Annotated in this window: 16 protein-coding genes; 15 read left to right on the top strand and 1 reads right to left on the bottom strand. The window is 34.9% G+C overall.

The window, feature by feature from the left end; all coding sequences use genetic code 11:
• Window positions 1-21 precede the first annotated feature (21 nt).
• From FCN74_RS07830 to FCN74_RS12350, 11 genes are all read left to right on the top strand, one after another.
• Entirely contained in the window at window positions 22-1,032 is a 1,011-nt protein-coding gene (locus FCN74_RS07830) for an alpha/beta hydrolase (RefSeq protein ID WP_138932046.1), read from the top strand.
• Window positions 1,033-3,441 carry a glycoside hydrolase family 31 protein gene (locus tag FCN74_RS07825; RefSeq protein WP_138932045.1) on the top strand — a complete coding sequence of 803 codons (2,409 nt, stop codon included), beginning with the start codon at window positions 1,033-1,035 and terminating at the stop codon, window positions 3,439-3,441. It abuts the gene before it with no gap.
• Window positions 3,442-3,492: 51 nt separating this feature from the next.
• Window positions 3,493-5,379: an alpha-amylase family glycosyl hydrolase gene (locus FCN74_RS07820; RefSeq protein WP_138932044.1), complete on the top strand. Its 1,887-nt coding sequence runs from the start codon at window positions 3,493-3,495 to the stop codon at window positions 5,377-5,379.
• 96 nt (window positions 5,380-5,475) lie between these two features.
• Window positions 5,476-7,140, top strand: a complete 1,665-nt coding sequence (locus FCN74_RS07815) for an alpha-amylase family glycosyl hydrolase (protein WP_138932043.1) — start codon at window positions 5,476-5,478, stop codon at window positions 7,138-7,140.
• 190 nt (window positions 7,141-7,330) lie between these two features.
• On the top strand, window positions 7,331-8,317 hold the full coding sequence (pfkA, locus tag FCN74_RS07810) for a 6-phosphofructokinase (protein WP_138932042.1): 987 nt from the start codon (window positions 7,331-7,333) through the stop codon (window positions 8,315-8,317).
• Window positions 8,318-8,343: 26 nt separating this feature from the next.
• Window positions 8,344-9,342: a type I glyceraldehyde-3-phosphate dehydrogenase gene (gene gap, locus FCN74_RS07805; protein WP_138932041.1), complete on the top strand. Its 999-nt coding sequence runs from the start codon at window positions 8,344-8,346 to the stop codon at window positions 9,340-9,342.
• A gap of 60 nt (window positions 9,343-9,402) precedes the next feature.
• Window positions 9,403-10,272, top strand: a complete 870-nt coding sequence (locus FCN74_RS07800) for a BadF/BadG/BcrA/BcrD ATPase family protein (RefSeq protein WP_138932040.1) — start codon at window positions 9,403-9,405, stop codon at window positions 10,270-10,272.
• 9 nt (window positions 10,273-10,281) lie between these two features.
• Entirely contained in the window at window positions 10,282-11,913 is a 1,632-nt protein-coding gene (gene pgi / locus FCN74_RS07795; protein WP_138932039.1) for a glucose-6-phosphate isomerase, read from the top strand.
• Window positions 11,914-12,022: 109 nt separating this feature from the next.
• A complete protein-coding gene (locus tag FCN74_RS12360; RefSeq protein WP_317128779.1) occupies window positions 12,023-12,154 on the top strand; it encodes a hypothetical protein in 132 nt (43 codons plus the stop codon).
• A 20-nt stretch (window positions 12,155-12,174) separates the two neighbouring features.
• A complete protein-coding gene (locus FCN74_RS12355; protein ID WP_317128778.1) occupies window positions 12,175-12,360 on the top strand; it encodes a hypothetical protein in 186 nt (61 codons plus the stop codon).
• Between the two features lie 45 nt (window positions 12,361-12,405).
• Window positions 12,406-12,852, top strand: coding sequence for an OmpA/MotB family protein (locus FCN74_RS12350; protein ID WP_317128777.1), 447 nt, complete (start codon window positions 12,406-12,408; stop codon window positions 12,850-12,852).
• A gap of 71 nt (window positions 12,853-12,923) precedes the next feature.
• On the opposite strand, the gene sucC is transcribed toward FCN74_RS12350, so the two are convergent.
• Window positions 12,924-14,117, bottom strand: a complete 1,194-nt coding sequence (gene sucC / locus FCN74_RS07785; RefSeq protein WP_138932038.1) for an ADP-forming succinate--CoA ligase subunit beta — start codon at window positions 14,115-14,117, stop codon at window positions 12,924-12,926.
• 150 nt (window positions 14,118-14,267) lie between these two features.
• On the opposite strand from sucC, the gene FCN74_RS07780 reads away from it, so the two are divergent.
• From FCN74_RS07780 to FCN74_RS07765, 4 genes are read left to right on the top strand one after another with little or no spacing between them, the layout of a single operon-like run.
• Window positions 14,268-14,879, top strand: a complete 612-nt coding sequence (locus FCN74_RS07780) for a fumarylacetoacetate hydrolase family protein (RefSeq protein WP_138932037.1) — start codon at window positions 14,268-14,270, stop codon at window positions 14,877-14,879.
• A complete protein-coding gene (locus FCN74_RS07775; protein WP_138932036.1) occupies window positions 14,880-16,124 on the top strand; it encodes a competence/damage-inducible protein A in 1,245 nt (414 codons plus the stop codon).
• A 3-nt stretch (window positions 16,125-16,127) separates the two neighbouring features.
• Window positions 16,128-16,589 carry an SsrA-binding protein SmpB gene (gene smpB, locus FCN74_RS07770; protein WP_138932035.1) on the top strand — a complete coding sequence of 154 codons (462 nt, stop codon included), beginning with the start codon at window positions 16,128-16,130 and terminating at the stop codon, window positions 16,587-16,589.
• Between the two features lie 10 nt (window positions 16,590-16,599).
• Window positions 16,600-19,077 (top strand): DUF5686 and carboxypeptidase regulatory-like domain-containing protein, encoded by a 2,478-nt coding sequence (locus FCN74_RS07765; protein ID WP_138932034.1) that lies wholly within the window; start codon window positions 16,600-16,602, stop codon window positions 19,075-19,077.
• Window positions 19,078-19,104: the final 27 nt, after the last annotated feature.

The following is a 19,104-nucleotide window of genomic DNA, read 5'->3' as shown; positions in this document are numbered from 1 at the left end:
AATCGCGATAAAACATCAAATATGGAAAATATTGATAACAATTATTTAATAAGAACTTTTACAGTCTTAATAATAAGTATGGGTTTAATAGCTTGTAAAAACAATCAATCTGAACGCAAGCCAATAAATGACCCTAATAGAATTGTGGTCGAATATCCTTTTAAAAAAGTTGATTCTGTTCAATTATCAAGTGGGAGTTTATTGCGCATAAATAATTTTGATTCTAAATATGTTTCTCCTAGAAACATCGATGTGTGGCTACCTGAAAATTATTCTGAAAATGAAGATTACCAAGTTCTATTAATGCACGACGGACAAATGTTGTTTGATTCTACCACCACATGGAACAAACAAGAATGGGGTGTAGATGAAACTTTATCTCAGCTTATCAAAACAGACAGCATCATACCTACAATTGTCGTTAGCACATGGAATGTTTTTGAGGACCGCCACAGCGACTATTTTCCTCAAAAACCTTTCGATAATTTAGAGGACGAGACTAAAAAAAACCTGATTGACTATAACCAATCCAACAGCGATAGGTTGTTTAAAAAGCTACCGCAATCTGATGACTATCTTAAATTTTTGATCCAAGAGGTGATACCCTTAGTTAAAAATCATTTTTCAATATTAGACCAACCCCAATCTATAACTGTTGCGGGCTCTAGTATGGGCGGTTTGATTTCATTTTACGCCTTGTGCGAATATCCAGATATTTTTGGCCAAGCCATTTGTATGTCCACACATTGGCCTGGCGCTATGTCTTATGAGGAGAATCCTTTTCCGCAGACATTTTTTAACTATTTAGACGATAAATTGCCACAATTGAATAATCATAAATTTTATTTTGATTTTGGCACTGAAACCTTGGATGAGCTTTATCCACAATATGAAGATGAGGTCAATCAATTATTTGCCAAACACAATTTTAATAGCAGTAATTTTAAAAATTTAAAATATGAAGGCGACGCTCATGATGAAAAGTCTTGGCGTCAACGTTTGCATATTCCTCTAAAATTTGCATTAAAATAAATGAAAAAAATATACTTCCTCATTCTTATTTGTTACTCATTAGGGATTGCTCAAAACCCTAATCGAGAATACATTTCTCATGATGAAAAAAATCATCAACTCCTTGTTGATACCAATGAGGGGCAATATATTTTTAAGTTTTACACCGAAGATATTTTAGAGACATCATTTATACCAAAAGGTGAAGCATCTAAGCCTAATTCTCATGCTGTTGTTTTAAAGCCAGATTTAGTGGAAACAACCTTAACAGAGACCGAAGGTGATATTTTATATAAAAGTTCTGGCATTGTATTGACCGTAAAAACTTCACCTTTTAAAATTTCGTATTCCTATAAGGGAAAAGAATTAATTTCTGAAAAAGAAGGTTACTACAAATCCAAACACCAAGTTATGGATATGGTAAAAGTAAATATCGTTGCAGATACCACAGAAAAAATAGCATTCAATCTTACAAATGATGAAGTACTTTATGGTGGAGGTGCCAGAGCTTTGGGAATGAATAGGAGAGGTTATCGTTTGCCTTTATTCAATAGAGCTCACTATGGCTATGAAACTTATTCAAAATTGATGAACTTCACTTTACCCATTGTGGTGTCCTCAAAGCAGTATATGATTCATTTTGATAATGCTCCAGTCGGGTATTTAGACCTGGATAGCCAGAACAATAACACTTTGATTTACGAGACTATTTCAGGAAAAAAAACCTATCAAATCATTGCAGGTGAATCCTGGGAAAATATTATCGACAATTATACAGATTTAACAGGAAAACAGCCCATGCCACCGCGATGGGCTTTAGGTAATTTTGCCAGTAGATTTGGTTATCACAGCCAAGATGAAGTTCTTGAAACCATCAGTGATTACAAAAAAGAAGATATCCCTGTGGACGCGATTATTTTAGACTTATACTGGTTTGGTAAAGATATTAAAGGTCATATGGGAAATCTTGCTTTTGAAAAAGACTCTTTTCCGACACCGAGGCGAATGATTAAAAAGCTGAAAGCCCAAAATGTAGAAACTATACTTATTACTGAACCCTTTGTTTTAACCTCTTCCAAACGTTGGGACGAAGCAATTAAAAACAACGCTTTAGCATTAGACTCAATTAGTAAACCTGCACGATATGACTTTTATTTTGGAAATACAGGTATTATCGACGTGTATAAAAAAGAAGGTTATGAGTGGTTTAAAAATATATATAAAAACCTATCAAATATGGGCGTGAATGGCTTTTGGGGTGATTTAGGAGAGCCTGAGGTGCATCCCAATTGGGTTCAACATGCCACAGGCTCAGCAGCCGAAGTTCATAATATCTATGGTCACGATTGGTCGAGATTGGTGTTTGAGGCTAGTCTGGAAGCAAAACCTAACCGCCGACCTTTTGTTTTAATGCGCGCTGGTTATTCCGGTTCACAACGTTACGGTATGATTCCCTGGTCTGGTGATGTTAACAGAACTTGGGGTGGTTTACAAAGTCAACCCGAGATTGCTTTACAAATGGGTATTCAAGGTTTGGGCTATATGCATTCAGATTTAGGTGGTTTTGCAGGAGCTAATTTAGATGACGAATTATACGTTCGCTGGTTACAATATGGTACATTTCAACCGATTTATAGACCTCATGCTCAAGAAGAAGTACCAAGCGAGCCGGTTTATCGTTCTGAAGATGCTAAATCTAAAGCCAAATCAGCAATTAAACTCCGATACCAACTACTACCTTATAATTATAATTCGGCCTTTATCAACAATCAAAAAGGGACACCTCTCATGCGCCCTTTATTTTTTGAAGAGCCTGAAAAACACCTCAAAAATGCAAATACCTATTTATGGGGCAATGATTTTTTGGTTACCCCTGTTTTAAAACAGGGCCAAACCGACGTTGAGGTTACATTTCCTTCAACTTCAGACTGGTTTAATTTTTATACTGATAAGAAGATTGAAGGTGGTCAGACCAAAACTTTTAAAACCGACCCAAACCATATCCCTACTTATGTCAGGGCAGGTGCTTTGGTATTAATGTCGCCACCTTTTGATAACACAACATCTTATCAAGGAAAAAGCTTGATTTTACATTATTATCATGATGATGCTATCGAAGAAAATGAACGTAAATACTACAACGATGACGGTAGGACATTTCAAGCATATGAAAAGGATAACTATGAAATTTTAGAATTTGAAGCAGAAACAGAAGGACGTTGGCTTGAAATAGAATTTGAAGCCGAAACAGGCGAAAAATTTGAGGAACATACAAAAACAATACTATTAAAAGTTCATAACATAGACCGCAGACCAAAAAAGATAAAAGTTAATCGAAAAAAGGTAAAAATTCAATACCAAAACAATATCTTAAGTATTCCCCTTGAATGGAACACTTCTAAGGAATTGAAGGTGAGAATTAGAAAGTAAAAAACTGATTGCATATTTTTAGATAAAATAAGCATACTATTTAATGGCATTATGAATACAAAACAACTAAGTTTAATTATCATTACAGCTGTTCTTTTATTAGGCTGTAAACCGGATTCAAAAGACTCTACTCAAAAGCTAAAAGCGAAACAAGTAGATACCCTTGAACGCAAAAAAGTAGTTTACCAAGTGTTTACCAGACTGTTTGGTAATACCAATACTACAAATAAACCTTGGGGCACTCTTGAAGAGAATGGAGTTGGAAAATTCAATTATTTCACGGATAAGGCACTATCCGAAATCAAAGCTTTAGGTATTACACACATTTGGTATACAGGTGTTCCTCATCATGCTGTCATAACAGATTATACCAAATATGGCATTTCCAATGATGATCCCGATGTAGTTAAAGGTCGGGCAGGATCTCCTTATGCCGTAAAAGATTATTACAATGTCAATCCTGATTTGGCTGAGAATCCGGAAAAGCGTTTACAGGAATTTGAAGCCTTAATTGAAAGAACACATAAGGCTGGACTTAAACTTTTAATTGATATTGTCCCAAACCATGTTGCACGTCATTACAAAAGTTTATCTGCTCCTGAAGGTGTAGAAGACTTTGGTATAGCAGATAGTGTAAATGTACAATACAGCCGTAATAACAACTTTTATTATAATCCAGGAGAATCTTTCAAAGTACCAGAATGGAAAAATGCTTACCAACCTTTAGGCGGGGAAAATCATCCTTTAGCAGATGGCAAATTTAAAGAATATCCAGCAAAATGGACAGGAAATGGTTCTCGTGCCTCCCAACCAGATATGAATGACTGGTACGAAACAGTAAAGGTCAATTATGGTGTAAGACCAAATGGGGGAAAAGATTTTAGTAAATTACCAGAGGGTTTTGAAAACAAAGATTACAAGACACATTATAAATTTTGGAAAGATAAAAGCGTTCCTGATTCATGGACCAAATTTAAAGATATCGCTTTGTATTGGATTGATAAAGGTGTTGATGGTTTCCGTTTTGATATGGCAGAAATGGTACCTGTAGAATTTTGGAGCTATATGAATTCTGCTATTAAAATGAAAAATCCAGATGCCTTTTTGCTAGCTGAAGTTTATCAACCAAATTTATATAGAGATTATATCAAAAAAGCCAAGATGGATTATTTATACGATAAAGTTCAGCTTTACGATTCCTTGAAACGCGTCATGCAAGGACGTGGTAGCACTGATAATATTCCACCGATTTTTGATGAGCTTAAGGATATAGAACACCATATGCTTCACTTTTTGGAAAATCACGACGAACAGCGTATCGCCAGCACAGGTTTTGCTGGTAACGCTCTCAAAGGAAAACCGGCAATGGTAGTATCTGCAACTTCTACATCATCACCAACCATGGTGTATTTTGGTCAGGAGTTAGGCGAACCTGCTAAAGAAGATTTAGGCTTTGGCGACCCAACCCGTACATCAATTTTTGATTATGGGTCGGTGCCGAGTTATGTGCGATGGGTCAATGACAAACAGTTTGATGGTGGTCAATTGACTGAAGATGAAAAGAACCTCAGAGATTTTTATAAACGTTTACTCAATTTTACAATAAAGAGTCCAGCTTTAATGGGTGAATATCAGGATATTCATCTTTATAATCAGCAGAATTCAGAGGTTTATAATGATAAAATTTTATCTTATGTCAGATGTAGTGCAGGTGAACAACTCATAATTGTATCCAATTTTAGCCCCGATAACGCATATCGTTTTAAATTACAGCTACCTGAGGATCTAGTGTCAAAATTAGAATTGAAGACTGGTGAGTATCAAGTTAAAGATCAACTTTATAATAATTATACTTCAACTCTAAAAGTAAAAAACAGTAAAGCAATCGTGAAAATTGATATTCAACCTCTAGAATCTTTTATATTAAAAATTCAGTAACGCTGAATTTAAATCTAATATCTAAATCAACTAATTCTCTGTGGAAAAGTTTAAAGCTTTGCAACCTATTTAAATAGAATCATAAATTATCTGAAGATGAAAAATATATCTGTAATTATTCTGGCTGTTATACTTTTTAGCTGTAAACAGAATACAAATCAAAATGAAATAATCCCAGACGAGCCTGAAAAGCCCTTCGTTTGGCAGGGAGCCAATATTTATTTTTTATTAACTGACCGTTTTAATAACGGCGACCCTTCAAATGATATAAACTTTGAAAGAACCAGAGAAACAGCAAAACTAAGAGGCTTTGAAGGTGGCGACCTCAAAGGGGTTACTCAAAAAATCAAAGACGGTTATTTTACAGATTTAGGCATCAATGCGATTTGGATGACACCAATTGTCGAACAAATACACGGTGCAACCGATGAAGGTACCGGCTTAACTTATGCTTATCATGGATACTGGACAAAAGACTGGACCGCAATTGATCCTAATTTTGGAACTTCAGATGATCTTCAGGAACTGGTAGATGAAGCCCATAAACGGGGTATTCGTATTATACTTGATGCAGTGATTAATCATACAGGTCCTGTAACTGACAAAGACCCGGTTTGGCCAAAACAATGGGTAAGAACAGGCAATCAGTGTACTTACGACAATTATGAAAACACAGTCAGATGTACACTTGTAGAAAATTTACCAGATATTAGAACAGAGTCTGATAACGATGTAGACTTACCACCTCAACTGGTAAAAAAATGGAAAGCCGAAGGAAGATACGATAAAGAAATGGCTGAATTGGATGCATTTTTTGACCGCACAGGTTATCCACGAGCTCCTCGTTTTTATATCATAAAGTGGTTAACAGATTATATAAAAGAATTTGGAATAGACGGTTATAGGGCAGATACTGTAAAACACACGGAAGCATACGTATGGCAAGAATTTAGAAAAGAATGTGATTATGCTTTTGAGCAATTTAAAATCAATCATCCTGATAAGATAATTGATGATAATGATTTTTTTCTAGTAGGGGAAGTCTATAATTACGGTATCTCAACTGGACAAACATTTGATTTTGGAGATAAAAAGGTCAATTATTTTGATCCACCGAGTTTTCAAAGTTTAATCAATTTTGAGTTTAAATGGAATGCCAAAAATATTGACAAACCAAAACTTTTTCATAAATATGATTCAATATTAAGTCAAGAGCTCAAAACTTTTGGGACTTTAAATTATCTCACATCACATGATGATGGTAATCCTTTTGATGCCAAACGTGAAAATTCATTTGACGCAGCTACTTTACTTTTGTTATCACCAGGCCAATCACAAATATATTATGGCGACGAGACAGAACGTCCACTCGAAGTTGAAAATGCTGTAGGAGATGCAAATTTGCGGTCATTTATGAATTGGGAAGACCTTAAATCGACAGATAGTATTCAAAATACGTTAGAACATTATCAAAGGTTAGGGCAATTTAGACAAAAGCATCCATCTGTTGGTGCCGGAAAGCATCAACTCCTATCGGAAAACCCCTTAGTGTTTTCAAGACAACTTAGTCTAAAAGACATCGATGATAAAGTTGTAATTGGTTTAGACCTGGAAAGTCAAGAGATTGAAATTGATATAAAAGATTTTTTCGGTGAGGTAAATAACATCTACGATTATTATTCAGGGCAAAGACTTAAAGTAAAAGATGGGAAAGTAAAGGTTACACCTCATAAAGGTATTATACTATTAGAAAGTGAATAATTATAAAATTATTTGCTTGTCTTTAAATAGGCTTTAAGTTTTAAATATTTTATAACTTTTAAAGGGTATTAAACCTGAGACTATGATAATCGTCATTTTTTCTTGTTATCTTTAAATAATTATTAACGAAAACGTTTTATAGTTCAAAATGATATTTGTGTAACTCTGAAAAATCTAATATTTTTGACGTATGAAAAATAAGCTTAAAACCATTGCAGTTTTAACTTCAGGTGGTGATTCACCTGGTATGAATGCTGCCATTAGAGCTGTGGTCAGAAACGCTGCTTACAACAATTTAGATTGTTTCGGAATTTATAGAGGATATCAAGGTCTTATCGAAAATGATTTTGAAAAACTCGGCCCGCGAAGCGTCAGAAATATCATTAATCGCGGTGGTACATTTTTAAAATCAGCTCGTTCAAAAGACTTCAGAACTAAAGAAGGAAGACAGATGGCTTTCGATAATTTGAAAGCTCGAAACATTGATGCTTTAGTTGTCATAGGCGGTGATGGCTCTTTTACGGGTGCTGATATTTTTAGTCAAGAATTTGATATACCAGTGATAGGTATTCCAGGGACCATAGACAATGATATTAATGGCACAGATTACACTTTAGGTTACGATACAGCCCTAAATACAGTAGTGGATGCAATTGATAAAATTAGAGATACAGCGAGTTCACATGACCGTTTATTTTTGGTAGAGGTTATGGGAAGAGATGCTGGAGATATTGCTCTAAATAGCGGTATTGGTGCCGGCGCTGAAGAAATTTTAATTCCCGAAGAAGATCTCGGTATAGACCGCTTATTAGATTCTTTACACAAAAGCAGAAAATCTGGAAAAACATCAAGTATAGTAGTCGTTGCAGAAGGTGACCAGATTGGAAAAAACATTACTAAATTAGCTTCAGATATTGAAAAAGACTTACCTGAATACGAAATAAAAGTTACGGTTTTAGGACATATTCAACGTGGCGGGTCGCCCAGTTGTTACGATCGAGTACTAGCAAGTCGACTTGGAGTAGGTGCAGTTGATGCATTACTTGAAGGAGAAAGTAATATTATGGTTGGTATTCAAAATAAGAAAATTGTATATGTACCTTTCGAAACAGCAATCAATATCAAAAAAACTTTAGATTTTGACTTGATGCGGGTCGCAGATATAGTTTCGACTTAATAATAATTTAATTTAAAATAAAAATAATGAAAACAAAGATTGGAATTAACGGATTTGGAAGAATAGGAAGAATTGCTTTCAGAATCTCACAGCAAAGAGATGATGTTGAAGTCGTTGCTATTAACGACTTACTAGACGTAGAACATCTGGCTTATATGTTGAAATATGACTCAGTTCATGGAAAATACAACAAGTCAGTTGAAGTTAAAGACGGTCATCTGGTTGTGGATGGAAAAACAATAAGAGTCACTGCAGAAAAAAATCCAGCAGACCTCAAATGGGACGAAGTAGGCGTTGAAGTTGTTGCAGATTGTACAGGTATTTTTAAAGAAAAAGACAATGCTTCTGCACACCTTGAAGCTGGCGCTAAAAAAGTAGTCATTTCAGCACCGTCAAAAACAGCACCAATGTTTGTGATGGGCGTAAACCATAAGGATGTTAAACCTGAAGACAAAGTAGTTTCAAATGCGTCATGTACAACAAATTGTCTCGCACCATTAGCTAAAGTTGTCGATGATAATTTTGGTATAGTTGAAGGCTTAATGACTACAGTACACGCAGCGACCTCAACGCAATTTACAGTTGACTCTCCTTCAAAAAAGAACTATAGATTAGGTCGCAGTGCGATGAATAATATTATCCCAACAAGTACAGGAGCTGCAGTCGCAGTAACCAAAGTGATTCCTTCTCTTGCTGGTAAATTAACAGGAATGGCATTTAGGGTGCCAACTGCAGATGTATCAGTAGTTGATTTAACCGTTAAAACAGAAAAATCAGCATCTTATGAAGATATCAAAAAAGCCATGAGAAAAGCTTCAGAAGGCGAATTAAAGGGTGTACTTGCTTACACTGAGGACGAAGTTGTTTCTCAAGATTTTGTATCAGAGGCTGCAACATCAAATTTTGATGCCAATGCAGGAATTGCTTTAAATGATAATTTCTTTAAGTTAATTGCTTGGTATGATAATGAGTGGGGTTTTTCAGAGAAAATGATTGACCTAGCTGCTCATGTAGCTAAAGTTTAAAAAACCATAATTTAAGGCTTGTGAAACCCCACAAGCCTTATTTATTTAAATAAACCAACTATGATAATCATTGCTGATGGTGGTTCCACAAAATGTGATTGGCTTTTATTAGATGATAAAGGACAACAAGTTTTAAAAACCAGAACCAAAGGTCTAAATCCCGCTGTCTTTAAACCTCATGTATTAAAAGAGCGCTTAGAAGAAAACGAAGATTTAGCCAAAATTAAAAAAGATATTACGCGCGTAGATTTTTACGGCGCAGGATGTGGAACACAAACACCACGACAAAATCTAGAAGAAATTTTACAAGAGTTTATCCCACATGCCGAAATTAATGTGGATGAAGATATGGTTGCTGCAGCATATGCCGCAACAAACGAACCGGGTATAGTCTGTATTCTAGGAACTGGCTCGAATTCTTGTTTTTTTGATGGCAAAAAAATACATATGGAAGTCGAATCGTTAGGTTATGTCCTAATGGATGAAGCTAGTGGGAATTATTTTGGTAAGCGCCTAATCAGAGATTATTACTATAAATTTATGGGTGAAGATATGAGTCGTGAATTTGCTAAACGCTACGACTTAGATGCTGATACCATAAAGTACAACGTTTACAAAAAAGATAATCCCAACACCTACTTAGCGTCGTTTGCGGAATTTATCTTCACATCAGAAGAAAGGAATGGCTATTTCTACAAGCTTATTTACGAAGGCATGGAAAAATTTATAGAACGTCGCGTTATGTGTTATAAAAACGCTCAAAATGTGCCTATTCATTTTATTGGTTCTATTGCTTTCTTTTCTGAAGATATTATTCGAGACGTTGCTAAGCGTTACCATTTAAATATTGGTAATATTATCAGAAGACCTATCGATGGTTTGATAAATCACTATCAAAAAAATGTAATTCCTCAACTTAAAGAAGCCTAAATCTAAATAATGCCTTTATCCAACATAAACCCGACCCAAACAAAAGCTTGGCAAAAACTCACAGAGATTTATCAAGCAGAAAACCAACAAAGCATTCTTCAGCACTTTCAAAATGATAAACACAGGACCGATAATTTTTATGTTCAATTTGAAGATTTGCATTTTGACTTTTCTAAAAATAGATTATCTCAAAAGGCTTTTGATGCCCTTGTTGAGCTTGCAGATGAGGTAAATTTAAAATCAGCGATAAAAGCGCAATACTCTGGTGAACCAATAAATCAAACCGAAAACCGCCCAGTTTTACATACGGCCTTGAGAACAAAAGATGAAGTAAAAATTGATGAAGAACCTCTAAATAAATTGGTAGAAGACACCAAAGTCAGAATGTCTGAATTTGTTCAAAAAGTAGAAAACGGACAATGGAAAGGATTTTCAGGTAAACCCATCACAGACGTTGTAAATATAGGTATTGGCGGGTCAGATCTAGGGCCGCAGATGATAGTTGAAGCATTATCTTTTTACCATAATCATCTTAAAACACATTTCATTTCAAACGTCGATGGGGATCATGTCGCCGAAACTCTAAAGAACCTTAATCCCGAAACGACACTGTGTATCGTGGTTTCTAAATCTTTTACAACTCAGGAGACTTTGACTAATGCCAGTACAGTAAGAAGTTGGTTCTTAAAACATACTACAAAAAATCAAATACAACATCACTTTGTTGCCGTTTCTGCTAACATCGTAAAGGCCAATGAATTTGGTATTTCTTCAGATAATATTTTTCCGATGTGGGACTGGGTCGGCGGTCGATTTTCACTGTGGAGTGCGGCAGGTCTATCAATAGCCTGTGCAGTTGGGTTTAAACCTTTTGAAGAATTATTACACGGTGCACAGCAAATGGATGAGCATTTTCAGAGCGAAGACCTTAGCAACAATATTCCGGTTATTTTAGCTTTATTAGGCGTGTGGTATAACAACTTTTATAATGCTGAAAGTGAAGCTATTATTCCATACACACAATATTTAGAAAAATTGGCGCCTTATCTTCAGCAAGCCAGCATGGAAAGCAATGGCAAGGGGATAGATAGAAATGGACAACCTGTAGATTATCAAACTGGAACTATAGTCTGGGGAGAACCTGGTACAAACGCCCAACATGCCTTTTTTCAGTTGATGCATCAAGGTACAAAATTGATACCTGCAGATTTTATTGGATTTAAGAAACCTCTTAACCAATATCAAGACCACCATGATATTTTAATGGCTAATTTCTTTGCGCAGACTGAAGCTTTAATGAATGGAAAAAGTGAAGCTGTCGTAAAAGATGAACTGAAAAACCAAGGTCTTAATTCAGAGCAAATACAAACTTTGACTCCTTTTAAAGTGTTTTCAGGGAATCGTCCTACAAATACCATAATATTTGATAAGCTTACACCTAAAAGTTTAGGAATGCTTATTGCTATGTACGAACATAAAATTTTTGTGCAAGGTGTAATATGGAATATTTTTAGTTACGACCAATGGGGTGTCGAGCTAGGAAAACAACTTGCAAAAAATGTGCTTAAGGATTTTAAAGAAAAGGAAATTATTACCCATGATTTGTCTACTTCAAAGTTGATTGATTATTATAAGAATTAAGAGATATCAACACACATTTTATTAAGAATTTAGAAAATCTATTATTTAAAATTTTATTTATGATATAATAACATATACACTTGTTAAAGTTTAATCCAAAACCCTAATTATGAAAAACAAAATTGCATTATCCGGATTAGTTCTCACAATTTTAATGAGTTGCATCTCTAAAAAGAAATATGTAGAGCTAGAAAATAACTACGAGAATACGAGGTCAGAACTTCAAGCGACACGCATGTAACGTGATAATCTCCAATCAAAATGGAAGAGATCCAAATGCGAGTGCAAAGATACAACAACAAAATAGCTTCTTTAAATCAAGAAAAAGAAGGTATGATGGTCAATGTATCTGATGACAATATCGTACTCTCAGAAAAAAATAAGCAAGCGATGCGCAAAACTCTGGCTGGACTACCAGAATCCAAACTTGCAGGTGCGACTACCTAAAAAGATTCTTTGAATATTGCCATAGCTCATAATGTATCAAAAAATATGAGCAACTCAGAAGAAAATCTAAATATGAGCATAGCAGAAACTTATGTCAAAATTAATATTGATGATAATCTGCTATTTAAAGACAGTAGTTATAGAGTAGGTAGCGATGCAGACGATATTTTGGCTAAAATTGCTGAAGTTGCCAAATCTGAACCTTCACTTGAGGTTATGGTAGAAGGGCATACCGATAGCCGAACCATGAAAAAAGACAGTTATATCATTGACAACTGGGACTTGAGCGCCAGAAGGAGTGCAGCAATCGTGAGACGTTTACAGGATAAATTTGGTGTTTCACCAGATCAACTTATTGTTGCTGGTAGATCAAGTTATGACCCTGTCGCTCCTAACGATACAAAAGAAAATATGGCCAAAAATCGAAGAACCCAAATCGTAATTATGCCTAACCTAGATAAGTTTTTTGCACTTTTAGGTGAAGAAGAATAAGTTTTATAATCTTACTAAAAAAGCCATCTCCAGAGATGGCTTTTTTATTTATTTTAATGTCGTTTTGCAAATTAACTTAATACCTCGTGAACTTTGTCTGCTGCTTCTTTAAACAATACAGCGCTTTCAACATTTAAGCCAGAATTGTCAATAATTTCTTTAGCTAAATCTGCATTTGTCCCTTGAAGTCTAACGATAATTGGCACTTTAATTTGATCTCCGAGATTTTTGTAAGCTTCAACAACACCTTCAGCAACACGATCACAACGGACAATGCCACCAAAAATATTAATTAAAATAGCTTCGACTTTTTCATCTTTAAGGATGAGTCTAAAGGCTTCTTCAACGCGTTTTGCATCTGCAGTTCCTCCGACATCAAGAAAGTTTGCAGGCTCACCACCTGCTTGTTTGATCAAATCCATAGTAGCCATAGCTAGACCAGCTCCATTAACCATACAGCCTACATTACCATCGAGATTAACATAGCTTAACCCCGCTTTTTTAGCTTCAACTTCTGCAGCGTCTTCCTCTCTAATATCTCGCATAGCTTCGTAATCTTTATGTCTAAACAAAGCACTGTCGTCTAAAGTCACTTTAGAATCGACTGCCATGATTTTATCATCACTTGTTTTTAAGACTGGATTAATCTCAAACAATGAAGAATCCGAACCCTCGTATGCTTTGTAAAGGCTTGTGACAAACTTGCACATTTCTTTAAAGGCCTTTCCGGATAAGCCAAGATTAAAGGCTATTTTACGAGCTTGAAATGGCAAAATTCCCGTTGCGGGATCTATGACTTCAGTAAATATTTTGTCTGGAGTTTTTTCAGCTACCGTTTCTATATCCATGCCACCTTCTGGGGAATACATAATCATATTTTTACCCTGAGCACGATCGAGTAAGACTGACATGTAGTATTCGTCTGGCTCATTATCTCCAGGATAATACACATCTTCGGTAATTAAGACTTGGTTTACTTTTTTACCTTCCTTTGTGGTTTGTGGAGTAACTAAATTCATGCCAATGATATTATCGGCAATTTCTTTGACTTCCTTGAGGTTTTTGGCCAACTTCACACCACCACCTTTTCCTCGGCCACCGGCATGTACCTGAGCTTTGATGACGTGCCAACCTGTACCAGTTTCTTCTGTGAGTTTTTTAGCCGCTTCAACTGCCTCATCGGCTGTAGTGGCTACAATGCCACGCTGGATATTAACACCAAAACTGCTAAGTATTTCTTTACCTTGATATTCGTGAAGATTCATAATCTAAAATTATATAATTTTGAATTGCACAAAAGTAATAATTTATAAAGTTGAAACAAGATTTTTAACCCAAATTATGATTTAGCTTAATTTTAAGTCAAAGTCACTGGTGCATAGTTTACATTTGTAACAATTTTAATGAGTTTGTTTATGAAAATAATTTGTATCGGTCGTAATTATACCGAGCATATCAGTGAATTAAAAAATAAAAAACCAGACAACCCTGTTGTTTTTATAAAACCAGACTCCTCGGTACTCCCCAAATCACATCCGTTTGTAATTCCTGAATTTTCAAGTGAAGTACATCATGAAGTTGAACTTTTGGTTAAAATAAATAAGCTGGGGAAATATATTCAGCCTCATTTTGCCCATAAATATTATCAAAAGATTGGTTTAGGTATTGATTTTACAGCGCGAGATTTGCAATCAAAACTCAAAGCAAAAGGCTTACCTTGGGAAAAGGCAAAAGGCTTTGATGGTGCAACACTTATTGGACGACGTTGGTTTGATAAAACAGATTTTGACTTATCCAATCTAAACTTTTCATTACTTAAAAATAATGATATAGTTCAAAATGGTAATACCAAATTGATGCTTTGGACAATTGACGAACTCATCGCTTACGTCTCTCAATTTTTTACTTTAAAAATTGGTGATATCATTTTTACTGGAACGCCATCGGGTGTTGGAAAAATAAAAGAAAACGATGTATTAATAGGTAAAATAGAAGACCACGAGATTTTTAAAGTTAATGTAAAGTAAATGAACGCTGAAATCATAACAATAGGTGACGAGATATTGATTGGTCAAATTGTAGATACCAATTCTGCTTTTTTGGGTCAACAGCTCAATAAAATCGGTATTGATATCTTACAGATTACTTCAATTAAAGATGAACAAGACACCATTCTAAAGGCTTTAAAAGATGCTGAAAATAGGGTAGATGTCATCATAACCACTGGCGGTTTAGGACCTACAAAAGATGATTTAACAAAACATACAATGTGTCGTTTTTTTAATGACGAGTTGGTTCTGGACCAAAATACACTGCAGCATGTAGAAGATATTTTTGAAAAATATGTAAATCACCCTATTTTAGAAGCCAATCGATCACAGGCTTATTTACCTTCAAAATGTATTGCGCTGAATAATCAATACGGTACAGCGCCAGGGATGTGGTTTGAAAAAGAAGGTAAAGTTTATATAGCTTTACCGGGTGTGCCCTTTGAGATGAAAGGATTAGTAAGAAAAGAGGTTATTCCAAGGCTTAAAGACCGATTTAATCGTCCATTTATTTTACACAAAACTGTTTTAACTTACGGCCTTGGCGAAAGTGCAATAGCCGATAAAATTGAGGCTTGGCATAACAATCTCCCAAAATTTATCAAGCTTGCCTATTTACCAAGTTTAGGGCGTGTACGGCTTAGGCTTACGGCTCGTGGTGATGATGAAGAAGTATTGCAAAGCAGCATCAATAAGGAAATTAAAAAATTGCACGAACTTATAGGAGATATCATTAAAGGTTACGAAGATGAAAACACCATAGAAGAGAATATTGCCAAAAGTTTGACTGATAAACACCTCACTCTAGCCACAGCAGAAAGTTGCACAGGTGGTCGATTGGCAGCAAAATTTACTGAAATTCCTGGTGCTTCAGCATATTTTAAAGGCAGCATAGTAAGTTATGCCACTTCAGCAAAACACGATGTTTTGAATATCTCAAAAGACTTTATTCAAGCTCATTCTGTGGTAAGTGCAGAGATTACAAAGGAAATGGCTTTGAGCGTACAAAATTTATTTAAAAGTGACATTGCTGTTGCAACAACTGGAAATGCTGGACCAACTAAAGGCGATAGTGATGCTGAAATTGGAACGGTTTTTATAGCTTTGGCTCATCTGTCTGAGGTTACTGTTAAAAAATTTAATTTTGGCAATCATCGCGAACGTGTTACCCAAAAAGCTGTCAATAAGGCCCTTGAAATGCTTTACGACCGATTAAAAGATTAGAACATGAGTAATAATATCAATATTAAAAACAGAAAGGCCAAATTTCAGTATGAAATTTTGGATCGATATACAGCAGGAATCAAGCTTGTTGGCACTGAAATTAAATCTATTCGATCTGGAAAAGCTTCAATTGCTGAAAGCTTTTGTGAATTTAACGACAATGGTGAATTGTTTGTCATTAATATGCATATTCAAGAATATTCGCATGCGACACATTTTAACCACAACCCTAAAAGTGAGCGTAAACTTTTATTGCAAAAAAAAGAACTCAAAAAACTATATAAAGACGTTAGAAATACCGGTTTGACTATTATTCCACTTCGGTTATTTATTAACGACAGAGGTATTGCTAAACTTGTCATTGCACTTTGTAAAGGTAAAAAGCTATACGATAAGCGTGAAGATATTAAAAAACGAGACACTAAAAGGCGTCTAGATCGTGTTAAAAAAGCCTTCAATAATTAATAATATTCTATTGAAACAATTTGTATTTTTAGGAATTATCTTTAGTGTCTTTTTTGCTGAAGCACAAACAGTTAAAGGTATAGTTGTAGATAGTTTAGATCAAAATTTAGCCAATGTCAACGTCTATATAGAAGGGACATACAAAGGTACGACAACCAATCTTGACGGTAGATTTGAATTAGATGTAGAAGATTTCAGTAAAAGAGATATTGTCTTCAAATACTTAGGCTATAAAACTCAAAAAATTCCTATCACTAAACTTAGAAAACAGGATAATCCAAAAATTATCATGAAAGCGATTGCTACAAGCTTAGCTGAAGTGGTTGTCAAGTCTGATGAAAATCCGGCTGATAAAATAATTGAACAAGCGATAGAACAACGTGAAATTAATTTATCTAAACGACTATCCTACCAAGCTGATTTTTATTCTAAAGGTTTGTGGAAAGTGCAGAATGTCCCCGAAAGGATTCTCGGACAAGAAATTGGGGATTTAGGAGGTTCACTAGACTCTACGCGAAGTGGGATTGTTTATTTAAGTGAGACTGTTTCAGAAATTGCGTTTAAAGCTCCTGATAATTTTAAGGAAAATATTACGGCCTCTAAGGTAAGTGGTGATGATAATGGTTTTAGTTTTAATTCAGCGCAAGATTTTAACTTGAGTTTTTATGAAAATACATTAGAGATTAATGTCAATTTGATCTCACCTATCGCCGATTTTGCGTTTGACTATTACAGATACAAACTCGAAGGCATATTTTATGATGACAATGGGTTTGCAATCAATGAAATAAAAGTCATCCCCAAGCGTAAAAACGACAGAGTGTTCTCTGGTTCAATTTTTATTGTGGATGAGACTTGGGAGCTTTACGGTGTAGACCTAAATACAAATGGTAAGTCTATAAATGTTACGCCTTTAGAAAAATTAAATTTTAAACAGAATTTTACTTATAATGCTAAAGATAAATTTTGGGTTTTACTCTCTCAAAGTTTTAAGTTCAATTGGAAAATATTGGGTATTTCTGGTTCTGGTCAGTTTGTAGCCTCTTATGCTAACTATGAGTTTAATCCCGGTTTTGAAAATGGATTTTTTAGCAAAGAAATTACTTCTTTTGAGCGATACGCTAACCAAAAGGATAGTTTGTTTTGGAATAAGGCAAGACCATTACCGTTAACAAATGAAGAAATTGAGGACTACAAAAAGAAAGATAGTGTACAAACTGTAAGAAACTCCAAAAAGTACAAAGACTCTATAGATCAAGCCAGAAATCAATTTAAGATTCTAGACCCAATTTTAGGCTATAGTTGGCAAAACACTATCGACAGCAGGCATTTTAGCTATGATGGTGTAGTCGGTTTAGACAATCTTAATTTCAATACTGTCCAAGGCTTTAATGCTAGTACAAACTTTAACTTTACCCAACGCGATACATTAAATACTTTTGATAAATATTGGCGTGTGGGTTCAAGTCTTAATTATGGTTTGTCGGACGAAATGCTGAGAGCTGTTGGGTATTTTACCAAAAAGTTTAATAATTTTTCGAGACCTTACTTCACCTTGCGTGGTGGTGTAGAAGCTACCGAAATCAATTCGTCTAATACGACATCGAATATAGCACTTAATGTTGCAGCTATTTTTTTTGAAGAAAACTATTTAAAACTCTATGATAGACAGTTTATTGAGGCTGCATATTCTCAAGAGATTGTCAACGGTATAAGGGCAATGGCAAACCTTTCTTATCAACGTCGTAAAGCTTTAGTTAACGAAAGAAATGAACATGTTTTTGGCAATGATAATGGCGGATTTACCTCAAACAATCCTTTAGCACCAGAAGCGTTTGGTTCAATTTTATTCCCAACGCATCATATTTTAAAATTTAAACTAAATGCTAGAATAAGATTTGACCAAACCTACACGACAACACCACGTGGTAAATACAATAACTTTTCTCAAAAATACCCAACACTTCGATTTAATTATCAAAAAGCTTTTGGCTCGACACAAAAGGGTTATGATTACGACTTTTTTAATATAAATTTGAGACAACGACTGAGTTTATCTAGGTTTGGGAAATTAAGTTACCGTATTGATGGTGGTGTATTTTTGAATGCAGATGACATTAGCTTTTTAGACTACAAACATTTTAACGGCAATCAAACTCGTGTAGTTTTGGATGGAGACTTCTTAGATAAATTTAATTTACTACCCTACTATGAGCGTTCAACTAATCAAAGCCACAATCAAATACAAGTAGAACATAATTTTGAAGGACTTGTAATGAATAGATTGCCCTTATTAAAATACCTTAAAAGTAATCTAATCTTAGCAGCAAAATCCCTATTTATAAATGGTCAATCACCCTATCATGAATTATCTGTGGGTCTAGATCGTCTAGGCTTTGGTAAATTCAGATTTCTCAGATTAGACTATGTTGTGCCATATAATGGAGGTTGGCAAGATGGTGCACTCATTTTTGGACTTACGTTTTAGTAAAGCGATTAAAAATTAATAATTACA

Origin of the sequence: Mesohalobacter halotolerans (assembly GCF_006120725.1) — a bacterium.
In the GTDB taxonomy this organism is placed as follows: Bacteria; Bacteroidota; Bacteroidia; order Flavobacteriales; family Flavobacteriaceae; genus Psychroflexus; species Psychroflexus halotolerans.
Note: the sequence above shows the minus strand (reverse complement) of the source record. Positions and strands in the feature narration are given on the sequence as shown.